Source organism: Xanthomonas sp. LMG 12461 (assembly GCF_009192935.1).
GTDB lineage: Bacteria > Pseudomonadota > Gammaproteobacteria > Xanthomonadales > Xanthomonadaceae > Xanthomonas_A > Xanthomonas_A sontii.
Genome location: NZ_NQYT01000003.1, coordinates 1 through 19705 on the forward strand (window position 1 = coordinate 1; position 19705 = coordinate 19705).

The window sequence follows — 19705 nt, forward strand, 5'->3', positions numbered from 1 at the left end:
GCGCCGTACCCTCACCCCAACCCCTCTCCCGGAGGGAGAGGGGCTTGGCGTTCCCTTCTCCCCTTGGGAGAAGGTGCCCCGAAGGGGCGGATGAGGGTACGGCGCGCAGCCTCGTGCAGCTGAAACACCGCATGCGCTTCGCGCCCCTACCCTCACCCCAACCCCTCTCCCGGGGGGAGAGGGGCTAAGCCCTTCACAGCCGGCGTCTTCTGCGCTTCGAGACACGAGCCCCGCAGTTCTGGCGCGCCTCGCTAGCGAGGCCCCCACACCTCGGCATCGAGATCCCGCGCCGGCGCGGGCGCACGCTTCACCCGTCCGCCCTGCACCGCCACGCCTTCGGCGCGCAGGCGCTGGCATTGCTCGCGATAGCCACGCGAGCCTTCCGGAAAGGCGATGCGGCCGTCGCTGCGCAGCACCCGGTGCCAGGGCAGCGCGGCATCGGCATTGCCGCCGAGCAGGCGCGCCACCAGCCGCGCGCGTCCCGGCAACCCGGCCAGCATCGCCACCTCGCCATAGCCGCGCACCTGGCCCGACGGGATCGCCCGGATCGTCGCCAGGATCCGCGCATGCGCCTCGGCCGCCGCCGTTGCGGCCGGCGCCGACGCGCGCGCTGCGGGCGGCCGCCGTGGACTCACGCCGACCGTGCCCGCACCGGCCGCGACACCAGCAGCACCCCGCCCAGCACCAGCACGGTGCCGGCGATCTGCCACGGCCCCATCGCCTCGCCCAGCACCAGCACGCTGAGCACGATGGTCGAGACCGGGCCGAGCATGCCGATCTGCGACGCGAGCGCCGAGCCGATGCGCTGCACCGCCAGCATCGTCGCCAGCACCGGCACCGCCGTGCACAGCGTGCCGTTGAGCAGCGACAGCGCATAGACCGGTGTCGGCAGGACCAGCGCGTGCAGCGGCCGCAGCAGGAACTGGGCGATGCACAGCGCGCAGGCGACCAGGCTGGCGTAGGCGGTCAATCGCACCGCGCCGACCCGCGCCACCAGTTGGCCGCTGCCGACCAGATAGGCCGCATAGGCCAGCGCGCTGCCGAATACCAGCAAGCTCCCCCAAGCAGTACGCGCGCCGCCGATCTGCAGGTCGTGGCCGAACGCCAGCAACACGCCCAGGTAACTCAACGCCAGCGCCCACAGCTGGCGCCGCTGCGGACGCCGCCGCCACAGCAGCACGCCGATCAGCAACACCAGGGTCGGGGTGAGATAGAGGATCAGCCGCTCCAGGGTCGCGGTGATGTAGGCTAGGCCGAGGAAATCCAGGAAGCTGGCCAGGTAGTAGCCGAGCACGCCCAGCGCGACGATCCGCCAACGGTCGCCCGCCTGCAGTGGCGGCGCGCTGCGCGCCGCCCACAGCGCCATCGCCGCGAAGCACGGCAATGCCACCAGCATGCGCAAGGCCAGCAGGGTGACCGCATCGACACCGTAGCGATAGCCGAGCTTGACGATGATGGCCTTGCCCGAGAACGCGATCGCGCCGCCGGCGGCGAGCAGCACGCCACCGAGGCTGGCCTGGGTGGCGGTGGGGGCGACGGCGGCGGACGTACCGGACGCGCTCATCGCGCGGCGCCGCGGCAGGGAGAAGAGGACACGTGCATGCCGCCATTCTACGGCGCCACAGCCAACCAGCCGCCGGATCGCGGCGACCTCAGCGCATCAGCACCACTTCCTCGGCCGAAGTCGGATGGATCGCCACGGTGTCTTCCAGTTGCTGCTTGGTCACGCCCAGCTTCAATGCCACCGCAAAGCCCTGCAGGATCTCGTCGGCCCCATCGCCGAGCAGATGGACGCCGACCACACGCTCCTCGGCGCCCACGCACACCAGCTTGAACAGGCTGCGCTGCGGCGAATCGGCCAGCGCCTGCAGCATCGGCCGGAAATTGCTGCGGTACACGGTCACCGCGTCGGCGCCATAGCGCTCGCGTGCCTGCTCCTCGCCCAGCCCCACCTGGCCCAGCGGCGGATGCGAGAACACCACGCTGGGCACGTTCTCGTAGTCCAGCCGTGCCTGCGGCCGGTCGCCGAACACGCGGTCCATCAGCTTGCGCCCGGCGGCGATCGCCACCGGGGTCAGGCCGACCTTGCCGGCCACGTCGCCGATCGCATACAGCCCCGGCACGTCGGTGTTCTGGTATGCGTCCACCACGATCTCGTGCTTGTCGCCCAGGCGCACACCCAGCGCTTCCAGGCCAAGGTCGCGCGTGTTGGGACGGCGCCCGATCGCGAAGAACACCTTGTCGACGCTCTCGCCGGGCTGCCCCTGCGCATCGACCACGCACAGGTCCTCGCCGCTGCGGCGCAGGGCGCTGGCGCGGTAACCGAAATGCAGGCGCACGCCCTGGTGGCGCAGGTTGTCGGCAAGCTGCCGTGCCAGTTCCGCGTCGAACCGCTCCAGCAGGCGCTCGCCCTGCACGTACAGTTCCACCCGGCTGCCCAGCGCCTGCAGCAGCCCGGCCAGTTCCACCGCGATATAGCCGCCGCCGATGATCGCCACCCGCGGCGGCGCCTCGCAGAGATTGAAGAAGTCGTCGGAGACCAGGCCCAGCTCGGCGCCGTCGATATTCGGCCGCAGCGCGTGCGCGCCGGTGGCGATCACCACGTGCTTGGCGCTGACCCGCACGCCGTCGTCGCATTCGACGGTGTGCGCATCGACCAGCCGGCCGCGCCGCGGGATCAGCACCACGCCGTCGGCATCTAGCCGGCGCCGGTAGCTGGCGTGGATGTTGCCGATGTAGCCCTGGCGGTGCGCCACCAGTTCCGCCCAGGACAGCGTGGCCTCGGGAATGGCGAAGCCGACCGCGCGCGCCAGGTCGATGCGTTCGACCAGATCCGCCGCCAGCCACATCGCCTTCTTCGGCACGCAGCCGACGTTGACGCAGGTCCCGCCGAGCGCGCTCGGCTCCAGGATCGCCACACGTGCGCCATGGCTGGCGGCGCGGAAGGCGGTGGCCAGGCCGCCGGACCCGCCGCCCAGCACCAGCAGGTCGTAATCGCGGATCGACCCGTTCACGGCGCACGCTCGGCGCGCGGCGGGGTCGCATCGGGCGCGGCGCGGTGCGCGCGGTTCACATCGTCCATCGGCTGTCCTGTCGCATGTCTCGGTCGCCGCGGAGCATGCCATGGGCGGCCGCGCGGCAGATGTGAGGACGCCGCCGCAGTGCCTGCGCTCAGGCCGCGTCGCGGCGGCGCATCGGCTGCCAGCGCAGGTAGCTGGCCGAGCGCCACAGCCACTCCACCGGGCCGAAGCGGAACCGCTGCAGCCACCAGTGCGACAGCGCCACCTGCAGCACGAACAGCGCGACCGCGAACGGGATCTGCCAGGCGCGCGGCAGTTGTTCGAAATAGCCGAAGCCGTAGCCGTAGAACAACGTGGTGCACACCAGCGACTGCAGCAGATAGTTGCTCAGCGCCATGCGCCCGGCCGGCGCCAGCCACTGCAGCGCCGGCGCGGCGCGCACCAGCCAGGCCGCATAGCCCAGTGCCATCAGGCCGCTGGCGACGCTGGCCAGGGCGTAGGCACAGGTCAGACGCAGATCCAGCCGCGCCGGGTCCATCCACGGCTCCAGCCGGAAGCTCAGCAGCATCAGCGCCAGGCCCAGCGGCAGCACACCCCAGCGCAGCACCGCCAGCAGCCGCGGGAAGCGCTGCGGCTGCGCGGCCAGGCCGCTGCGCACGCACCAGGCGCCGAGCAGGAACATGCCGAAGATGGTCGGCGCGTTGAACACCAGCCCGCTCAGCGATTCGACCAGGTCGCGCGCGCGTTGCGCGGTAGCCTTTGCGTAGCTGCCATGGCCGAACACCTCGCGCTGCTGCGCCAGCGCCGCCGCGCCGTGCCGCGCCTGCTCGGCCATGTCCCGATGCCACTGCGCTGCAGCGTGCGGATCGGCCTGCGCCGCCCAGGCGGCGGCGCCGACCAGCAGCCACAGCGCCGGCGCGAACAGGTACACCACCATCGCCATCCCCGGCAGCCAGCGCGTGGGCGCCTCGCGAAACGCCAGCAGCATGAACGCCAACAGCGCGTAGCTGACCAGGATGTCGCCGGACCACAGCAGCACGGCATGCAGCAGGCCGATCAGCAGCAACCCCGCGCTGCGGCGCAGGAAGAAGCCACTGAACGGCCGTCGCGCGATCTCGGCGCGCTGCACCATCACCGCGAAGCCCATGCCGAACAGCAGCGAGAACAAGGTGTAGAACTTGCCCTGCACCAGGATGTAGACCAGGGCGTCGGCGACGCGGTCGGCGCCGCGCAGCGCCGGATCCAGGCCGGTCATCGCCGCGTCCAGCGGGCCGACGAAGCCCTCGATGTTCATCAGCAGGATGCCCAGCAGGGCGAAACCGCGCAGCACGTCCAGCGTGGCGATGCGCTCGGCGGGCGCGACGGGCTGCAACACGGGGGCGGAAGTGGCCAAGGCGGCACCGGGCGGAAGGCCGGCGATGTCCCTCGCCGCGATCAGGAAGGCCGCCGGCGTCCGCAGCGGCACGACGGCGCCGCTGCGTGCGGCGCCAGGGCTGGCGGCACCGGCGCGACCGGCACCGCCGCCAACGCACTCAGTGGTGGTGGCCGCCGTCGCCGTGCACGTGGCCGTGCTCGATCTCTTCGGCGCTGGCCTCGCGCACGTCGACGATCTCCACGTCGAAGTGCAGGTCCTTGCCGGCCATCGGGTGGTTGAGGTCGACGTCGACCACGCTCATGCCGACCTTCTGCACGGTGACCGCGCGCGGGCCGAAGTTGGTCTGCAGCACCACCTGGCTCCCCGGCTGCAGCTTGACCGCGCCGAAATGCTTCTTCGGCACGCGCTGGCTCAGGCCCTCGCGGTACTCGCCATAGGCGTCCTTGGCGGCCACGTCGACGCCGAAGCTGTCGCCGGCGGCCTTGTCCATCATCGCGTTCTCCAGACCCGGGATGATGTTGCCGTGGCCGACCAGGATCACCAGCGGATCGCGGTCCTTGGAGCTTTCGATCGGTTCTTGACCGACTTCCGAAACGGTGTAGTGGAAACGGACGACGCGGTCTTTTTCGATCTTCATGTGCACTCTGCGCTGTGGCTGCCGGGGGCAGACGGGATGGGCGGCTTGTCGGCCGCCGGGAGCGCCGCCATGATGGCGGCCTTCTGAGGTCGCGCATTATCCCGGCTCCATGCACAACACGCCAGTTTCGCCGCGCGGCCGCCGCGCGTTCCCGTGGTGGCTTCCGCTGCTGTGCACCGCCGCGCTGGCGGCCTGCGGACGCCACGAGGTCCGCCACACCCGGCCGGCACCGGTGGCGGTGCGCGAGTGGCCGCAGGTGGCGCCGGCCGACCCGGGCGCGGCCAACGCAGTGCTGATGCGGGCGCTGGGCCTGGTCGGCACGCCCTACCGCTACGGCGGCAACACCCCCGAGTCCGGGTTCGACTGCAGCGGCCTGGTCGCCTACGTCTACCGCGACATGCTCGACCTGCGACTGCCGCGCACCTCGCGCGAACTAGCTGCGGTGCAGGGGCCGCGGATCGATCCGCAGCGGCTGAGCACCGGCGACCTGGTGTTCTTCGGCAGCGCAGGAAATGTGACGCACGTCGGAATTTATGTCGGTGAAGGCCGCTTCGTGCACGCTCCCAGCACGGGCGGCACGGTGCGCCTGGATTCGCTGGACGGGGCCTACTGGCGGGACCACTACACCGGCGCAAAGCGGGTTTTGCGCTGAACTGTGATTTCACCCACATTCATAATTACGAAAATTTAACCTTATTTGAACTTCCTATTTCTGTCTACAAGGCATGATCCCCCATCGTTTTATTTTGTGATCCAAGCGTGACGACCGAAGCCCAGACCTCTCCAGGCAAGCCCGCCGTTCCCCGCCGGACCGCTTTCCGCCTCTTCTGCACCGCCTCGCTCTGTTTCTCGGCCCTCCCGGCCCTGGCCCAGACCGCTCCCGCCGACACCGTCGTCCCGGAAGCGATCGCGACCGTCGCCCCCGCTCCCGCCCAGGTGAGCGCCACCGCGACCACCGCCCAGGCGGCGGCGCAGACCCCCAACACCACCACCTCGGCCAAGCCGGCCGCCGCCCAGGCGCCCGCACCGTCGCGCAGCAAGGCCGACGCCGCCGCCACCGCCACCCTGGCCGCCCTGCTGCCGCACCTGGCCGCCAACGACACCATTCCGCTGATGGACCGCTCGGCGATGTTCGCCGGCGACATCAGCCGCCTGCTGGCCAACTACGACGTGTCCCAGCCGGTCCCGCGCGAAGGCGTGGTGCCGGGCGGCGACAAGGTCCAGTCCGTGCTCAAGCGCGCCATGGCGCTGCTGGGCACCCCGTACCGCTGGGGCGGCGAGGACACCGAAGGCTTCGACTGCAGCGGTCTGGTCGGCTACGTGTTCCGCACCGCGCTGGGCATCGAACTGCCGCGCGTGTCGCGCGAGATGGCCCGCGAGGCCAATGCCCAGCTGATCAAGGACCGCGACGCGCTGGCGCCGGGCGACCTGGTGTTCTTCGGTCGCAAGGGCCGCGTCGACCATGTCGGCCTGTACGTCGGCGAGGGCCGCTTCCTGCACGCGCCCAGCCGCGGCAAGGACGTGCGCGTGGACACGCTGACCTCCGGCTACTGGGGCGAGAAGTTCGTGCAGGCGCGCCGCGTGGCGATGTAAGCCGCCACTCCGCAGATACCGCACAGAAAAGGCCGCTGGGGACAGCGGCCTTTTTGGTTGTGGCGTTTCGCGGCCGCCCGGCTGGCGGTCGTGCCACTGGCACCGACGCGGCCGCCCTCAGGCGGTGGCAACGATCGCGCGCACGTCCTTGTCGATCCGCAACGCGCCGTCGCCATGCGCAAACGCCGCCTCTACCGCCTGCCGCAAGGCTGACGCGTGCGCCTGCGGCGGCAACGGCAGACTCTGCAGATAGGCCATGACGTCCTCGGGATCGGTGCAGACCAGCACGTCGTCGAAGCGTGCGACCCGGACCTGTGCGAAGTGCATGGCGAACAGGCGCGCGCCCGCCTCCGCGTCCAGGCGCAGGGTGGACGGGTCGCGGTCCGGGCCACCAGCCACCCCGGCGACCAGTTGCGCGAGTTGACGCATGTTGTCGCGACCATTGAGCACCGCCAGTACTGCCGCGCCTGGACGAACGATGCGCCGCAGCTCGCGCACGCCCGCATGCGGATCGGGCAAGTGATAGAGCATATGCACGGCCAGTGCGGCGTCGATGCTGGCATCGCGCAGCGGCAGGCGCATCGCGTCGCCGACCACACCCCGTGGCCGCAACGCCGCCGCCTGCGCCAATGCCGCAGCGACCATGGCCGGCGAGCGATCCAGCAATTGCAATGCCAGCGATGGCGGCCACTGCCCGGCGAGCGCGCCCCACAGCTGGCCGGTGCCGCAGCCGATATCGGCCACGCGCATGTCTGCGGCCAGCGGCACCTGCGCGCGCAACCAAGGGTACCAATCGCCGCGGCCGTACTTGGCATGCAGCGACTTACGCTGCGCCAGCCGCTGGGTGTCGCCATATTGCCGCTGCAGTTCCGCGCTGTCCGCCTGGAGGGTCATCGTCGCCGTCCGCGTTGCCCGCCGGCACGATACGCTGTCCGCCTCGATCGCGTCACCGGAACTTCGATGACACCACGCCCCTCGCCTGCCTCGCAGTCCTGCCGTGCCGATGAGCTCGTCCGCCGGGTCGCGTCCTGGCCGCAATTGCAGGCGCTGCGCTGATGCCGGCCAAGCACGTCCTGCCCACGCCCACCCAGGCGCTGGCGATCGCGCAATCGCTGCTGTCCACCCGCTACGCCGACGCGGCGTTCGGCTTCGCGGCCGGCTCGATCCTGCGCGGCGAAGGCACGCATCTCTCCGATCTCGACCTGGTCGTGGTCTATGAGCGCCTGCCGGCCGCACGCCGCGAATCGTTCCTCGCCGACGGCATGCCCGTCGAAGCCTTCGTGCACGACCCGGGCACGCTGGCCTGGTTCGTCGACGAAGACGCCGCCCGTGGCCGCCCCAGCCTGCTGCACATGATCGCCGAGGGCACCCTCGTCGGCACCGCGACCGAATCCTCACGCAGCCTGCAAGGCCAGGTCGCCGCGCGGCTGCAGGCCGGGCCGCCGCCGCTGACGCAGGCGCAACGGGACGCGCTGCGCTACGAGATCACTGACCTGGTCGACGACCTGTGCGGCGAGCGCAGCGCCGCCGAGATCCTCGCCATCGGCGCCCTGCTGCATCCGCGCCTGGCGGAACTGGCGCTGCGCGGACGCGGCCATTGGTACGGCAGCGGCAAGTGGGTGCCGCGCCTGCTGGCACGGATGGATCCGGCCTTGGGCCAACGCTTCGACCAGGCCTTCGCCGCGCTGTTCGCCAAGGCCGACGGTGCGCCGGTGCTGGCACTGGCGCAGCAGGAACTGGCCGTGCACGGCGGCCGCCTGTTCGACGGCGACTGCCGCATCGCGCCCCCGGACTGGCGCGCCTGAGCCAGCGCGCGGGCGCGCGCCCTCAGCCGTGGTAGTGGGCGATGGTGTCCTCGATGCCCTTGCTCAGCTCCATCACCTTCTGCGCGTACTCGGCCAGACGATGGTCTTCCGGCGTGTCCGGATGCCAGGCCGGCACCGCGGTGGGGCGGCCTTCGACGCCGTCCAGGGCCACGAACACGATAATGCAATGCGTGCACAGACGCGGCTCGCCGCCCATCGGATCGCGGGCGCGCACCTCGATGGCGAAATGCATGCTGCTGGTGCCGGTGTGGACCAGCTTGGCGCCGACCGTGACCATGTCGCTGATGCGGATCGGCGAGACGAAGCGGATGCCGCCCACCGCCACGGTCACGCTGTAGTGGCCGCTCCAGCCCACCGCCGCGGCGTAGCCGACCTGGTCGATCCACTTCATCACCACGCCGCCGTGGACCTTGCCGCCGTAGTTGACGTCGATCGGTTCGGCCAGGAAGCGGAAGGTCAGTTCGCGTTGCGTGCCGCTCATCGGGAGTCCATGCAGGGGAAGGAGGCGGCAGTCTGCCATGCGCCGCCGCCGCCAATCGCAACGGCGCCGCAATAAGGTGTCGCCGCAGACGCGCCGGCGGCCGACGGCGCCGGCTAGGCCGCGGCCAGCGCGAGATTGTCGCGCTTGCGGATGCACAGCCACGGGAAATGCGGCTGGCGCCAGCGCAACGCCCGCAGGCAGCGCACCGACAGCCGCCGTGGGTCGAACAGCCGGCGCAGCACGATGCCGTCCAGTACCGCCTCGGTGTGCTGGTGGTACTGCTGCGCCAGTTCGGCGCAGCCCAGGCCGCTGAAGTAGCGCAGGCTGCGCGCGGCGCTGGCCCTGGCTTGCTCGACGTCGGCGTAGAACGGGCTATCGAGGATGTGCAGTTCGCCGTCGTGCTGCAGCAGCTGCAGCAGGCGTGCGATCAGCGCACGCGGATCGGCGAAGTATTGGAGGCAGGCCGGCACCACCACGACATCGAACCGCTGCGCCGGCAGCGGCAAACGCAGGATGTCGCCGGCGACGAAGCTCAACCGCGGCGCGTCGGCGAAGACCCGCGCCGCCTGCGCCAGTTCGGTGCGATTGACGTCGACACCGCAGACTTCGCGCTGCAGGCCGCTGGCCAGGCGATACGACAGCCAGCCGTTGCCGCAGCCGAGTTCCAGCAGAGGACCGTCGCCGCCACGCGCACGCAGATGGCGCAACAGGCGCCGGCACGATTCGGCGCGCACCCGCCATTCGTGACTGGCGCCGAGCGCGCCGGGCGGCTGCGGCAGCGTGCGCACCTGCGCGTCGCTGTAGAGACGGCCTTCGCGGCGGCGCACGTCCAGGTAGCGCTGCTCGAACGGGTCGTCCGGCAGCGCGTCGTGCACCAGCACACCCGCGTGCAGCGTCAGCCCGGGCAACTGTCGCAGCTGCGCGCGCAGGCTCTCGGCAGGCGTACTCACGGACGCATCAACGCACCTGGCCGGAACCGTCGACCGGCGGATCTTCCAGGCCGACATTGCTCGGGGCGGCCTCGTAGATGGTGCGATCGAGCAGGCCGGTCTCCTTGGCCACCAGCACCGGCACCAGCATCTGCCCGGTCACGTTGGTCATGGTGCGCATCATGTCCAGCACGCGGTCGATGGCGTACAGGTAGCCGATCACCTCCAGCGGCAGGTTGGCCGCGCTCAGCACCACCGTGGCCATCACCACCGCGGTGCCGGGCACGCCGGCGGTGCCGAAGCTGCCCAGCACCGAGGCGATCAGCACCACGAAATACTGGTTGGCGGTCAGCGGCACGCCGGTGTACTGGGCGATGAACACCGCGCACAGCGCCGGGAAGATCGCGCCGCAGCCATCCATCTTGATGCTGGCCCCCAGCGGCACCGCGAACGCGGCGTAGTCCTTGTTGACGCCGAGGTTGTGGGTGATCGAGCGCAACGCCACCGGCATCGCGGCGAAGCTGGAGGAACTGACGAAGGCCACCTGCATGCCCGGCGCGGCACCGCGGAAGAACTTCCACGGGTTCAGCCCGTGCACCAGCAGCAGGCCGCTGTACACCACCACGATGTGGATCGCGCAGGCCAGGTACAGCGCCAGCACGAAATTGCCGAACGGCAGCAGCTTTCCGAAGCCGTAGCCGCCGACCAGCGCGGCGATCAGGCCGAAGGTGCCGAGCGGGGTCATCTCCAGCACGAAGCGGGTGACCTGGATCATGATCTCGCTCATCTGCTTGGTGAGCTTGCGCGCCTCGGCCACGCGCTCGCCGAGCTTGACCATGGCAAAGCCCAGCAGCGCGGCGAAGAAGATCACCGGCAGAATCGAACCGCGCCCGGCCGCCAGCACGGTCTCACCAGCGGCATTGGTCTTGGTGCCGATACCGGTGAGCGCATAGAACGGGTTGGACGGCACCACGTCCAGCAGCACCTGCACCGGGCTGGGCACATCGCGCGGGGTCCAGGCGCTGTCCACGCGCAGGCCCAGGTGGCCGGCGCCCGGCTGCAGCACCGTGCCCACGGCCAGGCCGACGCCGACCGCCAGCGCCGCGGTGACCACGAACCACAGGAAGGTGCGCCCGCCCAGCTTGGCCACCGACTGCTGCCCGTGCAGCGCCGAGATCGCGTTGATGACGGCGAAGAACACCAGCGGCACCGCGATCATCTTGATCAGGGTGACGTACAGATCGCCCAGCGGCTTGAACCAGGTCTCCGCGGTCGGGCCCAGCGCCCAGCCCGCCAGGGCGCCCAGCAGGAAGCCGGCGACCACGCGCTGCCAGAACGGAATGCGTAACCAGGCCGTCACCAGTTTCATCGACGCTGTCCAGAGAGATCGGGGGTTTCGCACGATAGCGCACCCCGGCAGCAGCGACGACGCCATGGCTGGAAAGGCGCGATGTCATCGGCGTGCCTTGTCGCAGCCGGCATAATGCAGGGGACTTCGTTGTTCAGGACCCGTTCTGCGTATGCGCCTACCCGTTTCCGCCCTCGCCGCCGCCTCCACCCTGCTGCTGGGCGCCTGCGCCAGCACGCCGCATGCGCCGGCCGCCAGCGCCAACGTCGCGCCGATCGTCGTCCCCGCCGTGGCCCATCCGGCCGGCGAGACCCCGGCCTGGTGGTACCGCAGCGGCGCCGCCAAGGCCGCCAACAACGGTGCGATGCGCGGCAAGGCCAAGAACGTCATCCTGTTCCTCGGCGACGGCATGAGCCTGACCACGGTCGCCGCCGCGCGCATCCTCGACGGCCAGCGCAAGGGCGCCTCCGGCGAAGAGAACCAGCTGTCGTGGGAAGCGTTCCCCGCCACCGCGCTGAGCAAGACCTACAACACCGATTCGCAGACGCCGGATTCGGCCGGCACCATGACCTCGATCACCACCGGGGTGAAGACCCACATGGGCGCGATCGGCGTGGCCGCCGGCAAGCGCGACGCCTGCGCCGACAGCCTCGGCAAGCAGTTGCTGAGCTGGCTGGAACTGGCCGACAGCGCCGGCATGGGCACCGGCATCGTCACCACCACCCGTCTCACCCACGCCACCCCGGCCGCGACCTACGCGCACGTACCCGAGCGCAATTGGGAAAGCGATGCCGACCTGCCGGAGAAGGCGGTGGCCGAGGGTTGCCGCGACATCGCCCAGCAGATGGTGAGCGCACGCTTCGGGCGCGGCCCGCAGGTGATGTTGGCCGGCGGCCGCGGCCAGTTCACCACCGTCGAGCAGCGCGACCCCGAGTACGACGACAAGGTCGGCCTGCGCCTGGACGGCCGCGATCTGGTCGGCGAATGGCGCCAGCGCCATCCGCAGGGCGCCTACGTGTGGACCCGCGGGCAACTGGAAGCGGCGCAGAACGCGCCGGCGCTGCTGGGCCTGTTCGAGCCGGACCACATGCAGTTCGACCACGACCGCGACCGCAGCGCCAATGGCGACCCGAGCCTGGCCGAGATGACCAAGGCCGCGATCCGTACCCTGTCGCAGGACAAGAACGGCTATGTGCTGATGGTCGAAGGCGGCCGCATCGACCACGCGCACCACGCCGGCAACGCCTACCGCGCGCTGGACGAGACCATCGCCCTGTCGCAGGCGGTGCAGGCCGCGGCGGACGCGACCTCGGCCGAGGACACGCTGATCATCGTCACCGCCGACCATTCGCATACGCTGAACTTCGTCGGCTACCCGCAGCGCGGCAACCCGATCCTGGGCAAGGTGCGCGGCACCAGCGGCGAGGACGCCAATACCGGCGACCTGGCGCTGGACGGCAACGGCCAGCCCTATGCCACGCTCAGCTACGCCAACGGCCCCGGCTACACCGGCGCCAGCAACCAGCAGCCGGCCGGCATCAAGACCTTCCCGCATGCGCCGAGCAATTTCGAGCCGGCCAACGGCCGTCCCGACCTGACCCACGTCGACACCGAAAGCCCGGACTTCATGCAGGAAGCGCTGGTGCCGACCAAGGCCGAGACCCATGGCGGCGACGACGTCGGCATCTGGGCGCGCGGCCCCGGCAGCAACGCCTTCCGCGGCAGTCTGGAAGAGAACGTGATCTACCACGTGATCGTGCAGGCCACGCCGACGCTGCGTGCGCGGCTATGCCAGGCGGGCACCTGCAACGGCGACGGGGTGCCGGTGGAACTGCCCAAGCCGACGGCGTTCATGACTAGCGCCGCCACCGCGCAATGAGGCGGTGTCGGCCGCACCGCGGCCGCCTGCGCGTGGCCGTTGCGTTGCTCGCAGGGTTCGCTGCGTTTACAGCGCTCGGCACGGTGCCGGCGGCCACGGCGCAACCGGCCACCGAGGCCTGCCGACTGGGCGACCCGAACAGCGATCGGCCGGTGGTGCCGGGCTGTCGGCTCGGCGCCGACGAACGCCTGGCGCTGACGCCACAGGCGCTGCGGCGCCTGCCCTTCGATCGCGACGGGCTGGCGCTGCTGAGCGTCGGCGCACGCTTCTACTACGTGCGCGCCGACGGCCGCAGCCTGCCGGTGATCACCTGGGACAACGGTCCGGATGGTTTCACCGAAGGGCTGACCCGCGGCATCTTTCACGGCCGCATCGGCTTCTACGACCGGCAGCTGCGCGAGGTGATCGCGCCGGTCCACGACTTCGCCTGGCCGTTCGAGCACGGCGTGGCCGAGGTCTGCGACGGCTGCAGCGCGGGCACGCCCGACACCGACGGCCACACGCCGATGCAGGGTGGCCGCTGGTACTCCATCGATCGCCACAACCGCGAAGTGCCGGCGCCCAAGCGCTGAGCCGATGAGCCGATGAGCCGATGAGCCGATGATCGTGTGCGGCATGGCCGCGTTGTCGCGGAGAAGGTCGCCAAGGCTGGTTCTCTGCAACGCGTCTCTTTGAATCTCCAGCGATGTCGCGGGAAGCGCATCGTCCGCGAGGTGAGACATCCCCGCGTCGGGACTGAAGTCCCTCCCACATGGGGCTACCTCACGTTGCGCGGCTTCAAGCACCGTCGCGCGCTGGCGGCGGGCCAGTCGTCGCGTGCTGGCGGCCGACATCGAGCAGGCAACGGCTGAGCAAGCAGTCTGGATAGTCCCGAGTGCCGACAATTGCTCTTGTGGGAGGGACTTCAGTCCCGACGCGATTAGCTGAAAGGCATCGGAACTGAAGTCCCTCCCACAACGCTGCTCAGGCGCAAAGACGTCGCCATGCCACGCTTCGCGCTGACCTGCGCTTGCGTCTACAGTGACGCGATGCCGCCGCACGCCTCTACGCCCCCGTTGTCCGCACTCGCCACCGCGCTGCCCGATCCGGCACCGGCGCCGCTGCTGCTCGGCCTCAGCGGCGGACTGGATTCGACCGTGCTGCTGCACCTGCTCGCGCAGCAGCCGTCGTACCGCCACGCCGGCCTGCGCGCGCTGCATGTGCAACACGGCCTGCATGCCGACGCCGACGCCTGGGCCGCGCAGTGCGCGCAGCTGTGCGCCGCGCTGGCGGTGCCGCTGCAGGTGGTGCGGGTGCAGGTGCCGCGCGACAGCGGCGATGGCCTGGAAGCGGCCGCGCGGCAGGCGCGCCGCCACGCCTTCGCGCAGGCGCTGCAGCCCGGCGAATGGCTGGCGCTGGCGCAGCACCGCGACGACCAGGCCGAAACCTTCCTGCTGCGCGCGCTGCGCGCCTCCGGCCCGGATGGCCTGGCGGCGATGCAGGCGCTGTCCGATTTCGCCGGCAGCCGCCTGTGGCGGCCGCTGCTGGCGCAGCCGCGCAGTACGCTGCATGCCTATGCACAGCAGCACGGCCTGCAGTGGATCGACGACCCCAGCAACGCCGACCCCGGCTTCGACCGCAATTTCCTGCGCCTGCAGGTGCTGCCGCTGCTGCGCCAGCGCTGGCCGCACGCCGACGCCGCCCTCGCCCGCAGCGCGCAGCTATGCGCCGACGCCAGTGCGCTGCTGGAGGTGGACGACGGCGCGGCGCTCGACGCGCTGCAGGACTCCCCCGGTGCCCCGCTGCCGCTCGCACCGCTGCGCGCCCTGCCTGCGGCGCGGCGCGCGCGCGTGCTGCGACGCTGGGTCGCACAGGCCGGCCTGCCGCCGTTGCCGGCGGCCGGGCTGGCCGCGATCGAACGCGACCTGCTGCAGCCGCGCGCCGATGCTTCGGCGCAGTTCGCCTGGCACGGCGCCTGCGTGCGCAGCTGGCACGACACGCTGTACGCCGAGCGCGACCCCGCGCCCTGGCCTGCCGACTGGCAGGCGCAGTGGGACGGCCGCGCGCCGCTGCCATTGCCCGATGGCCGCCGCCTGCACCTGCGCGCCGACACCACGCTGGCCTTCGATACGCCGCTGCTGGTGCGCGCGCGCCGCGGCGGCGAACGTCTGCTTCTGCCAGGACGGACGCAGTCGCAGGCACTGAAGCACCTGTTGCAGACGCAGGCCCTGCCACCCTGGCAGCGCATGCGACTGCCGCTGCTGTTCGACGCCACGCAACTGCTGGCTGCCGGACCGGACCTGCTGGCCGCGCCGCTGCACGATTGGCTGCAGGCGCACGCTGCACGCCTTGAGCTGGATGCGCTGCCGGCGCCGGCGCCCGCCTCGCATTGACCCTGCCGCCGCCGCCGCGCACACTTTCGCCATGCCCAAGAAGTCCCAAGACGATGCCTCCCCGGTCGCGCGCTTCGAGCAGTCGCTCGAGGAGCTGGAAGTGCTGGTGGAGAAGATGGAAGCCGGCGACCTGAGCCTGGAGCAGTCGCTCAGCGCCTACGAGCGTGGCGTGGGCCTGTATCGGCAATGCCAGCAGGCGCTGGAGCAGGCCGAATTGCGCGTGCGCCTGCTCAGCGATCCCGAGCAGCCCGACAGCGCCGAACCCTTCGATCCCGTGCCGCCCCATGGCGGCTGAGGCGGCGTTCGCGCACTGGCGCGAGCGGGTGGAAGCCGGCCTGCAGGCGCAGTTGCCGGCCGCCACGCTGGCGCCGCAGCGCCTGCACGCGGCGATGCGCCACGCCACCCTCGGCGGCGGCAAGCGCATGCGCCCACTGCTGGTCTATGCCAGCGGCGCGCTGTTCGGCGCCGACGCCGCGCGCCTGGATGCACCGGCGCTGGCGGTGGAACTGATCCACGCCTATTCGCTGGTCCACGACGACCTGCCGGCGATGGACGACGATGCCCTGCGCCGCGGCCAGCCGACCGTGCACATCGCCTTCGACGAAGCCACCGCGATCCTCGCCGGCGACGCGCTGCAGAGCCTGGCGTTCGCGTTGCTGGCCAATGCCGAGGACGCGGCGGCACCGCTGCGCGTGCAGTGGCTGCAGACCCTGGCCGAGGCCGCCGGTGCGGCCGGCATGTGCGGCGGGCAGGCATTGGACATCGACGCCACCGGCCGCGTGCAGGCGCTGCCGGACCTGCAACGCATGCATGCGCTGAAGACCGGCGCGCTGATTCGCGCCAGCGTGCGCCTGGGCGCGCTCGGCGGCGGCGCCGACGCCGCCGCGCTCGCGCAATTGGACAGCTTCGCCACCGCGCTGGGCCTGGCTTTCCAGGTGCGCGACGACATCCTCGACGTGGAAGCCAGCTCCGAACAGCTCGGCAAGACCGCCGGCAAGGACGCGGCGCAGGCCAAATCCACCTACCCGGCCCTGCTGGGCATGGACGGCGCCAAGGCCAAGCTGGCCGAACTGGCGCAGGCGATGCAGGACAGCCTGCACGGCTATGGCGCTGCCGCCGATGCACTGGCGGCGCTGGCGCGGCTCGCGGTCGATCGCGCGCACTGATCGCCACGCTCGACGCGTGCGATCGTTGCGGCTGGGCCGCACGCGTCATTAGCCGCGCAGGCGCTGCACCGCATCCGCGAAACCAGGGATGGATGCTGGCGCTGGCCGCGCGCAGCCCGTGATGACCAGAGGCGCTGTTGCAGGAGCGGCTTCAGCCGCGACAGACGGCATCGGTCATGCCTGTCGCGGCTGAAGCCACTGCTACATGGGCTTGCGGTGAGTGTCTGAGGCAATGTGGGAGGGACGTCAGTCCCGACTGCTTTCGCGGTCCGATCGTCCGCAACGCCGCTCGTCGCGGATGCATGACGGTTGACTCCCACACCAGGCGACCAGGCGCATCTCACGCCACGGCAACCCGCGTTGCCGCAAAAATTCCGACGCCGCGCATACCGCTGCAGATCGCGATGACGCCGGCTGCGGCGAATGGAGATCCCGGACGTCCTCATCGCCTTCGGCAAACGCCGCCACCAGCACGATCTCGCACGCACACGCACACGCACACGCACAGTGCGAGCGTGATCGCCACATGGCCTATCCGCAACGCTGCGCTCGATCCAGTGCATGCCGCTGCAGCGCGACACTCACGCGCGGCGATGTCTGTCCGCGATGCCGATACTGAGACCTGGCGCGCGCTTCGCTGGACGAAATCGAAGACAAACGCACCTGCGACGCGCACGCGCGCATCACCGGGCTAGTTTGCTTCGGCCCCTGTCACGGGGCGCCCACTTTCGACGGAGAGAGACTGCATGAAACACGCATCCCGGATCTCGGCAGCGATCGGCTTCAGCCTGGTCGGCATCATCTCGGCGGCCACGGCGCAATCGCAACTCACGCGCACGCCCGCGCCGCTGCAGGTCGAACTGACGCCGGTCGCCGACGCCGACGGCCAGCAGCGCGGCCAGATGGCGGTGACCGTGCGCAACACCGGCACGCAGGTCGCACGCGTGCCCAAGTGGGAACTGCCGCTGGGCGATCTCGACAACGCCCTGTTCCAGGTCCAGCGCGACGGCAAGCCGGTGGATTACGTCGGGCGCCTGGTCAAACGCGCCGCGCCGCGCGCCGAGGACATGGTGGTGCTGCAGCCGGGCGAAGCGAAGCAGGCGCAGATCGACCTGAGCCGCGCCTACGACCTGACCCGCAGCGGCACCTACAGCATCCGCCTCGACGCGCCGCTGCAGGGCGCCGCGCTCGCCGATGGCGCGCGCATGCTGCGTGCCGACGGCGAGCCGCAGACCCTGTCCAGCGCGCCGCTGACGGTATGGCTGGATGGCGGCCGCGGCCATGCGGTGCGCAACGACCTGATGGTCGGCCCGCAGGCGGTGGTCAACGGCGTCAACTACGCCTCGTGCAGCACCAGCCAGATCAGCACCATCGGCAGCGCGGTGAACGCGGCGCGCACCTACTCGCAGAACGCCAAGACCTACCTCAACGGCGGCAGCACCGGCGCGCGCTACACCACCTGGTTCGGCGCCTACAACGCCAGCCGCTACAGCACCGCCACGTCCAACTTCGTCAACATCGATTCGGCGATCGACCAGAACAACGGCCAGATCACCATCAATTGCGGCTGCAGCGACAGTTCCTACGCCTACGTGTATCCGAACCAGCCGTACCAGATCTACGTCTGCAATGCGTTCTGGAGCGCGCCGCTGACCGGCACCGACTCCAAGGCCGGCACCCTGATCCACGAAATGAGCCACTTCAGCGTGGTCGCCGGCACCCAGGACACCGCGTACGGCCAGAGCGCGGCCAAGAGCCTGGCCAAGAACGATCCGGCGCGCGCGGTGAAGAACGCCGACAGCCACGAGTACTTCGCCGAGAACAATCCGTCGCAGAACTGAGTCCGGCACGCCGGTGATCGCCCGGGCGCCGACCTGCCGTCGGCGCCCGGTGCGCGTGCGGCCCATGCCGCATGCTCAGTCGCTAGGCCACCAACCCCTCCAGCCTGGGCAATGCCGCACTGCCGGGAAACACCTGGGTGTCCAGCGCGCGCTCGGACACGCCCAGATGCGCAGCGAGCACGTGCCGGAACAGGCTGCGCAGGTCGCTGGTGGCGCGCAGATCGCGGCCCTCGTTCAAGGCCCGCGGCGACAGCCCCGGCCAGTCGCCGGCGATGCGCCCGCCGCGCACCGCGCCGCCGGCCAGGAAGGCCACGCCGCCGGTGCCATGGTCGGTGCCGCCGGTGCCGTTCACCGCGGCGGTGCGGCCGAACTCGGTCACCACCGCGACCACGCTGCGCGACCAGCAGGCCTGCGCGCCATCGTGGAACGCGCGCAGCCCCGCATCCAGTTCGCCCAGCTTGCGCTGCAGCACCGCGGCCTGGTTGCCGTGGGTATCCCAGCCCGCATCCTCGACGAAACCGATCCGCGGCCCGTCGGGTTTGGCCATGAAGCTGGCCGCCGCACTCATCGCCTGCGGCAATTGCCCACCCTTGACGCTGTCCACCTGCATGCCCTGCTCGCGCAGCGCGCGCGCGAAATCGCCGGCCAGCTGCGGATCGGCGGCATACAGCGGCTGCAGACGCTGCAGCAGGATCGGATTGACCGCGCTCGGCAGCGGCGGCGACCAGCTGTTCACCGCGCCCGGGCCACGCATGATCAGCGGCGTCACCGCGCTCACCGACACCGCCTCGGCGCCGTGCAGGGCCAGCGCGCAGCGGTTGAGCCAGCCGCTGGACGCGCCGCTGGGCCGCGCGGTGCCGTTCTCCAGGCAATCCTGCGCCTCGAAGTGCGAGCGCTCGCGGTACGGCGGCGCCACCGCCACCACCGGCAGCCATTGCTTGCGCGCGTACAGCTCATGCGCGAACGCCAGCGCCGGATGCAGCGCGAAGCTGCCGTCCAGGGCCAGGGTCTGCGGCGGCACCAGCGCGCCGCGCAGGCGCGCGTAATCGGGGTCGGCGGACGGCACCAGCGCGTGCAGCCCGTCCAGCGCACCGCGCAGCAGCACCACCAGCAGGCGCGTGTCGGCGCCCGGCGCGGCCAGGCCGCTGCCGGACCACAGGCTCAACACGGTGGCCGCTCCGCTGGCGGCGAGGAAACGGCGGCGCGTCAGTTGCATCGGAACGTCTCCCATCGCGAAG

General features: G+C 70.9%; 19 protein-coding genes. 9 read left to right on the plus strand and 10 right to left on the minus strand.

Features of this window, described 5'->3' with window-relative positions:
• Positions 1-251: 251 nt before the first annotated feature.
• The 5 genes from CEK68_RS01015 to CEK68_RS01035 all read right to left on the minus strand — a co-directional run bounded on the left by CEK68_RS01015 (position 252) and on the right by CEK68_RS01035 (position 5032).
• Positions 252-635: an MGMT family protein gene (locus CEK68_RS01015; RefSeq protein WP_152238263.1), complete on the minus strand. Its 384-nt coding sequence runs from the start codon at positions 633-635 to the stop codon at positions 252-254.
• On the minus strand, positions 632-1564 hold the full coding sequence (locus CEK68_RS01020) for a DMT family transporter (protein WP_152238264.1): 933 nt from the start codon (positions 1562-1564) through the stop codon (positions 632-634). Before CEK68_RS01020 ends, CEK68_RS01015 begins: the two co-directional genes overlap by 4 nt.
• 88 nt (positions 1565-1652) lie before the next feature.
• Positions 1653-3014: a glutathione-disulfide reductase gene (gene gorA, locus CEK68_RS01025; RefSeq protein WP_152238265.1), complete on the minus strand. Its 1362-nt coding sequence runs from the start codon at positions 3012-3014 to the stop codon at positions 1653-1655.
• Between the two features lie 157 nt (positions 3015-3171).
• Entirely contained in the window at positions 3172-4413 is a 1242-nt protein-coding gene (locus tag CEK68_RS01030) for a DUF418 domain-containing protein (RefSeq protein WP_226977716.1), read from the minus strand.
• Between the two features lie 139 nt (positions 4414-4552).
• On the minus strand, positions 4553-5032 hold the full coding sequence (locus CEK68_RS01035) for a peptidylprolyl isomerase (RefSeq protein WP_017909247.1): 480 nt from the start codon (positions 5030-5032) through the stop codon (positions 4553-4555).
• Between the two features lie 109 nt (positions 5033-5141).
• On the opposite strand from CEK68_RS01035, the gene CEK68_RS01040 reads away from it, so the two are divergent.
• Both CEK68_RS01040 and CEK68_RS01045 read left to right on the plus strand, forming a co-directional pair.
• Positions 5142-5684, plus strand: coding sequence for a C40 family peptidase (locus CEK68_RS01040; RefSeq protein WP_017909248.1), 543 nt, complete (start codon positions 5142-5144; stop codon positions 5682-5684).
• Positions 5685-5791: 107 nt separating this feature from the next.
• The gene (locus CEK68_RS01045; protein ID WP_081616424.1) at positions 5792-6625 is read left to right on the plus strand and encodes a C40 family peptidase; all 834 of its coding nucleotides are present in this window, start codon (positions 5792-5794) and stop codon (positions 6623-6625) included.
• A gap of 117 nt (positions 6626-6742) precedes the next feature.
• Here the strand turns inward: CEK68_RS01045 and CEK68_RS01050 are convergent, their stop codons facing one another.
• The gene (locus tag CEK68_RS01050; protein ID WP_043092618.1) at positions 6743-7519 is read right to left on the minus strand and encodes a class I SAM-dependent methyltransferase; all 777 of its coding nucleotides are present in this window, start codon (positions 7517-7519) and stop codon (positions 6743-6745) included.
• A gap of 161 nt (positions 7520-7680) precedes the next feature.
• On the opposite strand from CEK68_RS01050, the gene CEK68_RS01055 reads away from it, so the two are divergent.
• Positions 7681-8430: a nucleotidyltransferase domain-containing protein gene (locus CEK68_RS01055; protein ID WP_152238266.1), complete on the plus strand. Its 750-nt coding sequence runs from the start codon at positions 7681-7683 to the stop codon at positions 8428-8430.
• Positions 8431-8452: 22 nt separating this feature from the next.
• Here CEK68_RS01055 and CEK68_RS01060 read toward each other — a convergent pair whose 3' ends face one another.
• The 3 genes from CEK68_RS01060 to CEK68_RS01070 all read right to left on the minus strand — a co-directional run bounded on the left by CEK68_RS01060 (position 8453) and on the right by CEK68_RS01070 (position 11230).
• Positions 8453-8932 carry an acyl-CoA thioesterase gene (locus tag CEK68_RS01060; RefSeq protein WP_017909252.1) on the minus strand — a complete coding sequence of 160 codons (480 nt, stop codon included), beginning with the start codon at positions 8930-8932 and terminating at the stop codon, positions 8453-8455.
• Between the two features lie 113 nt (positions 8933-9045).
• Complete coding sequence (locus CEK68_RS01065; protein WP_152238267.1) at positions 9046-9882, minus strand: class I SAM-dependent methyltransferase; 837 nt, start codon at positions 9880-9882, stop codon at positions 9046-9048.
• A gap of 7 nt (positions 9883-9889) precedes the next feature.
• Positions 9890-11230, minus strand: coding sequence for a dicarboxylate/amino acid:cation symporter (locus CEK68_RS01070; RefSeq protein ID WP_017909254.1), 1341 nt, complete (start codon positions 11228-11230; stop codon positions 9890-9892).
• Between the two features lie 151 nt (positions 11231-11381).
• Here CEK68_RS01070 and CEK68_RS01075 point away from each other — a divergent pair, with 151 nt between their 5' ends.
• The 6 genes from CEK68_RS01075 (at position 11382) to CEK68_RS01100 (ending at position 18467) form a co-directional block, all read left to right on the plus strand.
• Complete coding sequence (locus CEK68_RS01075; protein WP_150409891.1) at positions 11382-13088, plus strand: alkaline phosphatase; 1707 nt, start codon at positions 11382-11384, stop codon at positions 13086-13088.
• Positions 13089-13132: 44 nt separating this feature from the next.
• On the plus strand, positions 13133-13660 hold the full coding sequence (locus tag CEK68_RS01080; RefSeq protein WP_226977717.1) for a WG repeat-containing protein: 528 nt from the start codon (positions 13133-13135) through the stop codon (positions 13658-13660).
• Between the two features lie 483 nt (positions 13661-14143).
• Entirely contained in the window at positions 14144-15460 is a 1317-nt protein-coding gene (gene tilS, locus CEK68_RS01085) for a tRNA lysidine(34) synthetase TilS (protein ID WP_226977718.1), read from the plus strand.
• A gap of 31 nt (positions 15461-15491) precedes the next feature.
• Positions 15492-15755, plus strand: coding sequence for an exodeoxyribonuclease VII small subunit (locus CEK68_RS01090; protein ID WP_017909613.1), 264 nt, complete (start codon positions 15492-15494; stop codon positions 15753-15755).
• A complete protein-coding gene (locus CEK68_RS01095) occupies positions 15745-16626 on the plus strand; it encodes a polyprenyl synthetase family protein (protein ID WP_152238268.1) in 882 nt (293 codons plus the stop codon). The genes CEK68_RS01090 and CEK68_RS01095 overlap by 11 nt, the downstream gene beginning before the upstream one ends.
• 746 nt (positions 16627-17372) lie before the next feature.
• Complete coding sequence (locus tag CEK68_RS01100) at positions 17373-18467, plus strand: M35 family metallo-endopeptidase (RefSeq protein ID WP_152238269.1); 1095 nt, start codon at positions 17373-17375, stop codon at positions 18465-18467.
• 82 nt (positions 18468-18549) lie between these two features.
• Here the strand turns inward: CEK68_RS01100 and CEK68_RS01105 are convergent, their stop codons facing one another.
• Positions 18550-19683, minus strand: a complete 1134-nt coding sequence (locus tag CEK68_RS01105) for a DUF1501 domain-containing protein (protein WP_152238270.1) — start codon at positions 19681-19683, stop codon at positions 18550-18552.
• Positions 19684-19705 lie beyond the last annotated feature (22 nt).

What these genes read in the sequence shown, in the direction of transcription:
- CEK68_RS01060 (WP_017909252.1), bottom strand. Translation starts at nt 8,932, where the DNA reads ATGAGCGGCACGCAACGCGAACTGACCTTCCGCTTCCTGGCCGAACCG.
- CEK68_RS01090 (WP_017909613.1), top strand. Translation starts at nt 15,492, where the DNA reads ATGCCCAAGAAGTCCCAAGACGATGCCTCCCCGGTCGCGCGCTTCGAG.
- CEK68_RS01040 (WP_017909248.1), top strand. Translation starts at nt 5,142, where the DNA reads ATGCACAACACGCCAGTTTCGCCGCGCGGCCGCCGCGCGTTCCCGTGG.
- CEK68_RS01095 (WP_152238268.1), top strand. Translation starts at nt 15,745, where the DNA reads ATGGCGGCTGAGGCGGCGTTCGCGCACTGGCGCGAGCGGGTGGAAGCC.
- CEK68_RS01100 (WP_152238269.1), top strand. Translation starts at nt 17,373, where the DNA reads ATGAAACACGCATCCCGGATCTCGGCAGCGATCGGCTTCAGCCTGGTC.
- CEK68_RS01020 (WP_152238264.1), bottom strand. Translation starts at nt 1,564, where the DNA reads ATGAGCGCGTCCGGTACGTCCGCCGCCGTCGCCCCCACCGCCACCCAG.
- CEK68_RS01075 (WP_150409891.1), top strand. Translation starts at nt 11,382, where the DNA reads ATGCGCCTACCCGTTTCCGCCCTCGCCGCCGCCTCCACCCTGCTGCTG.
- CEK68_RS01105 (WP_152238270.1), bottom strand. Translation starts at nt 19,683, where the DNA reads ATGCAACTGACGCGCCGCCGTTTCCTCGCCGCCAGCGGAGCGGCCACC.
- CEK68_RS01055 (WP_152238266.1), top strand. Translation starts at nt 7,681, where the DNA reads ATGCCGGCCAAGCACGTCCTGCCCACGCCCACCCAGGCGCTGGCGATC.
- CEK68_RS01050 (WP_043092618.1), bottom strand. Translation starts at nt 7,519, where the DNA reads ATGACCCTCCAGGCGGACAGCGCGGAACTGCAGCGGCAATATGGCGAC.
- CEK68_RS01035 (WP_017909247.1), bottom strand. Translation starts at nt 5,032, where the DNA reads ATGAAGATCGAAAAAGACCGCGTCGTCCGTTTCCACTACACCGTTTCG.
- CEK68_RS01070 (WP_017909254.1), bottom strand. Translation starts at nt 11,230, where the DNA reads ATGAAACTGGTGACGGCCTGGTTACGCATTCCGTTCTGGCAGCGCGTG.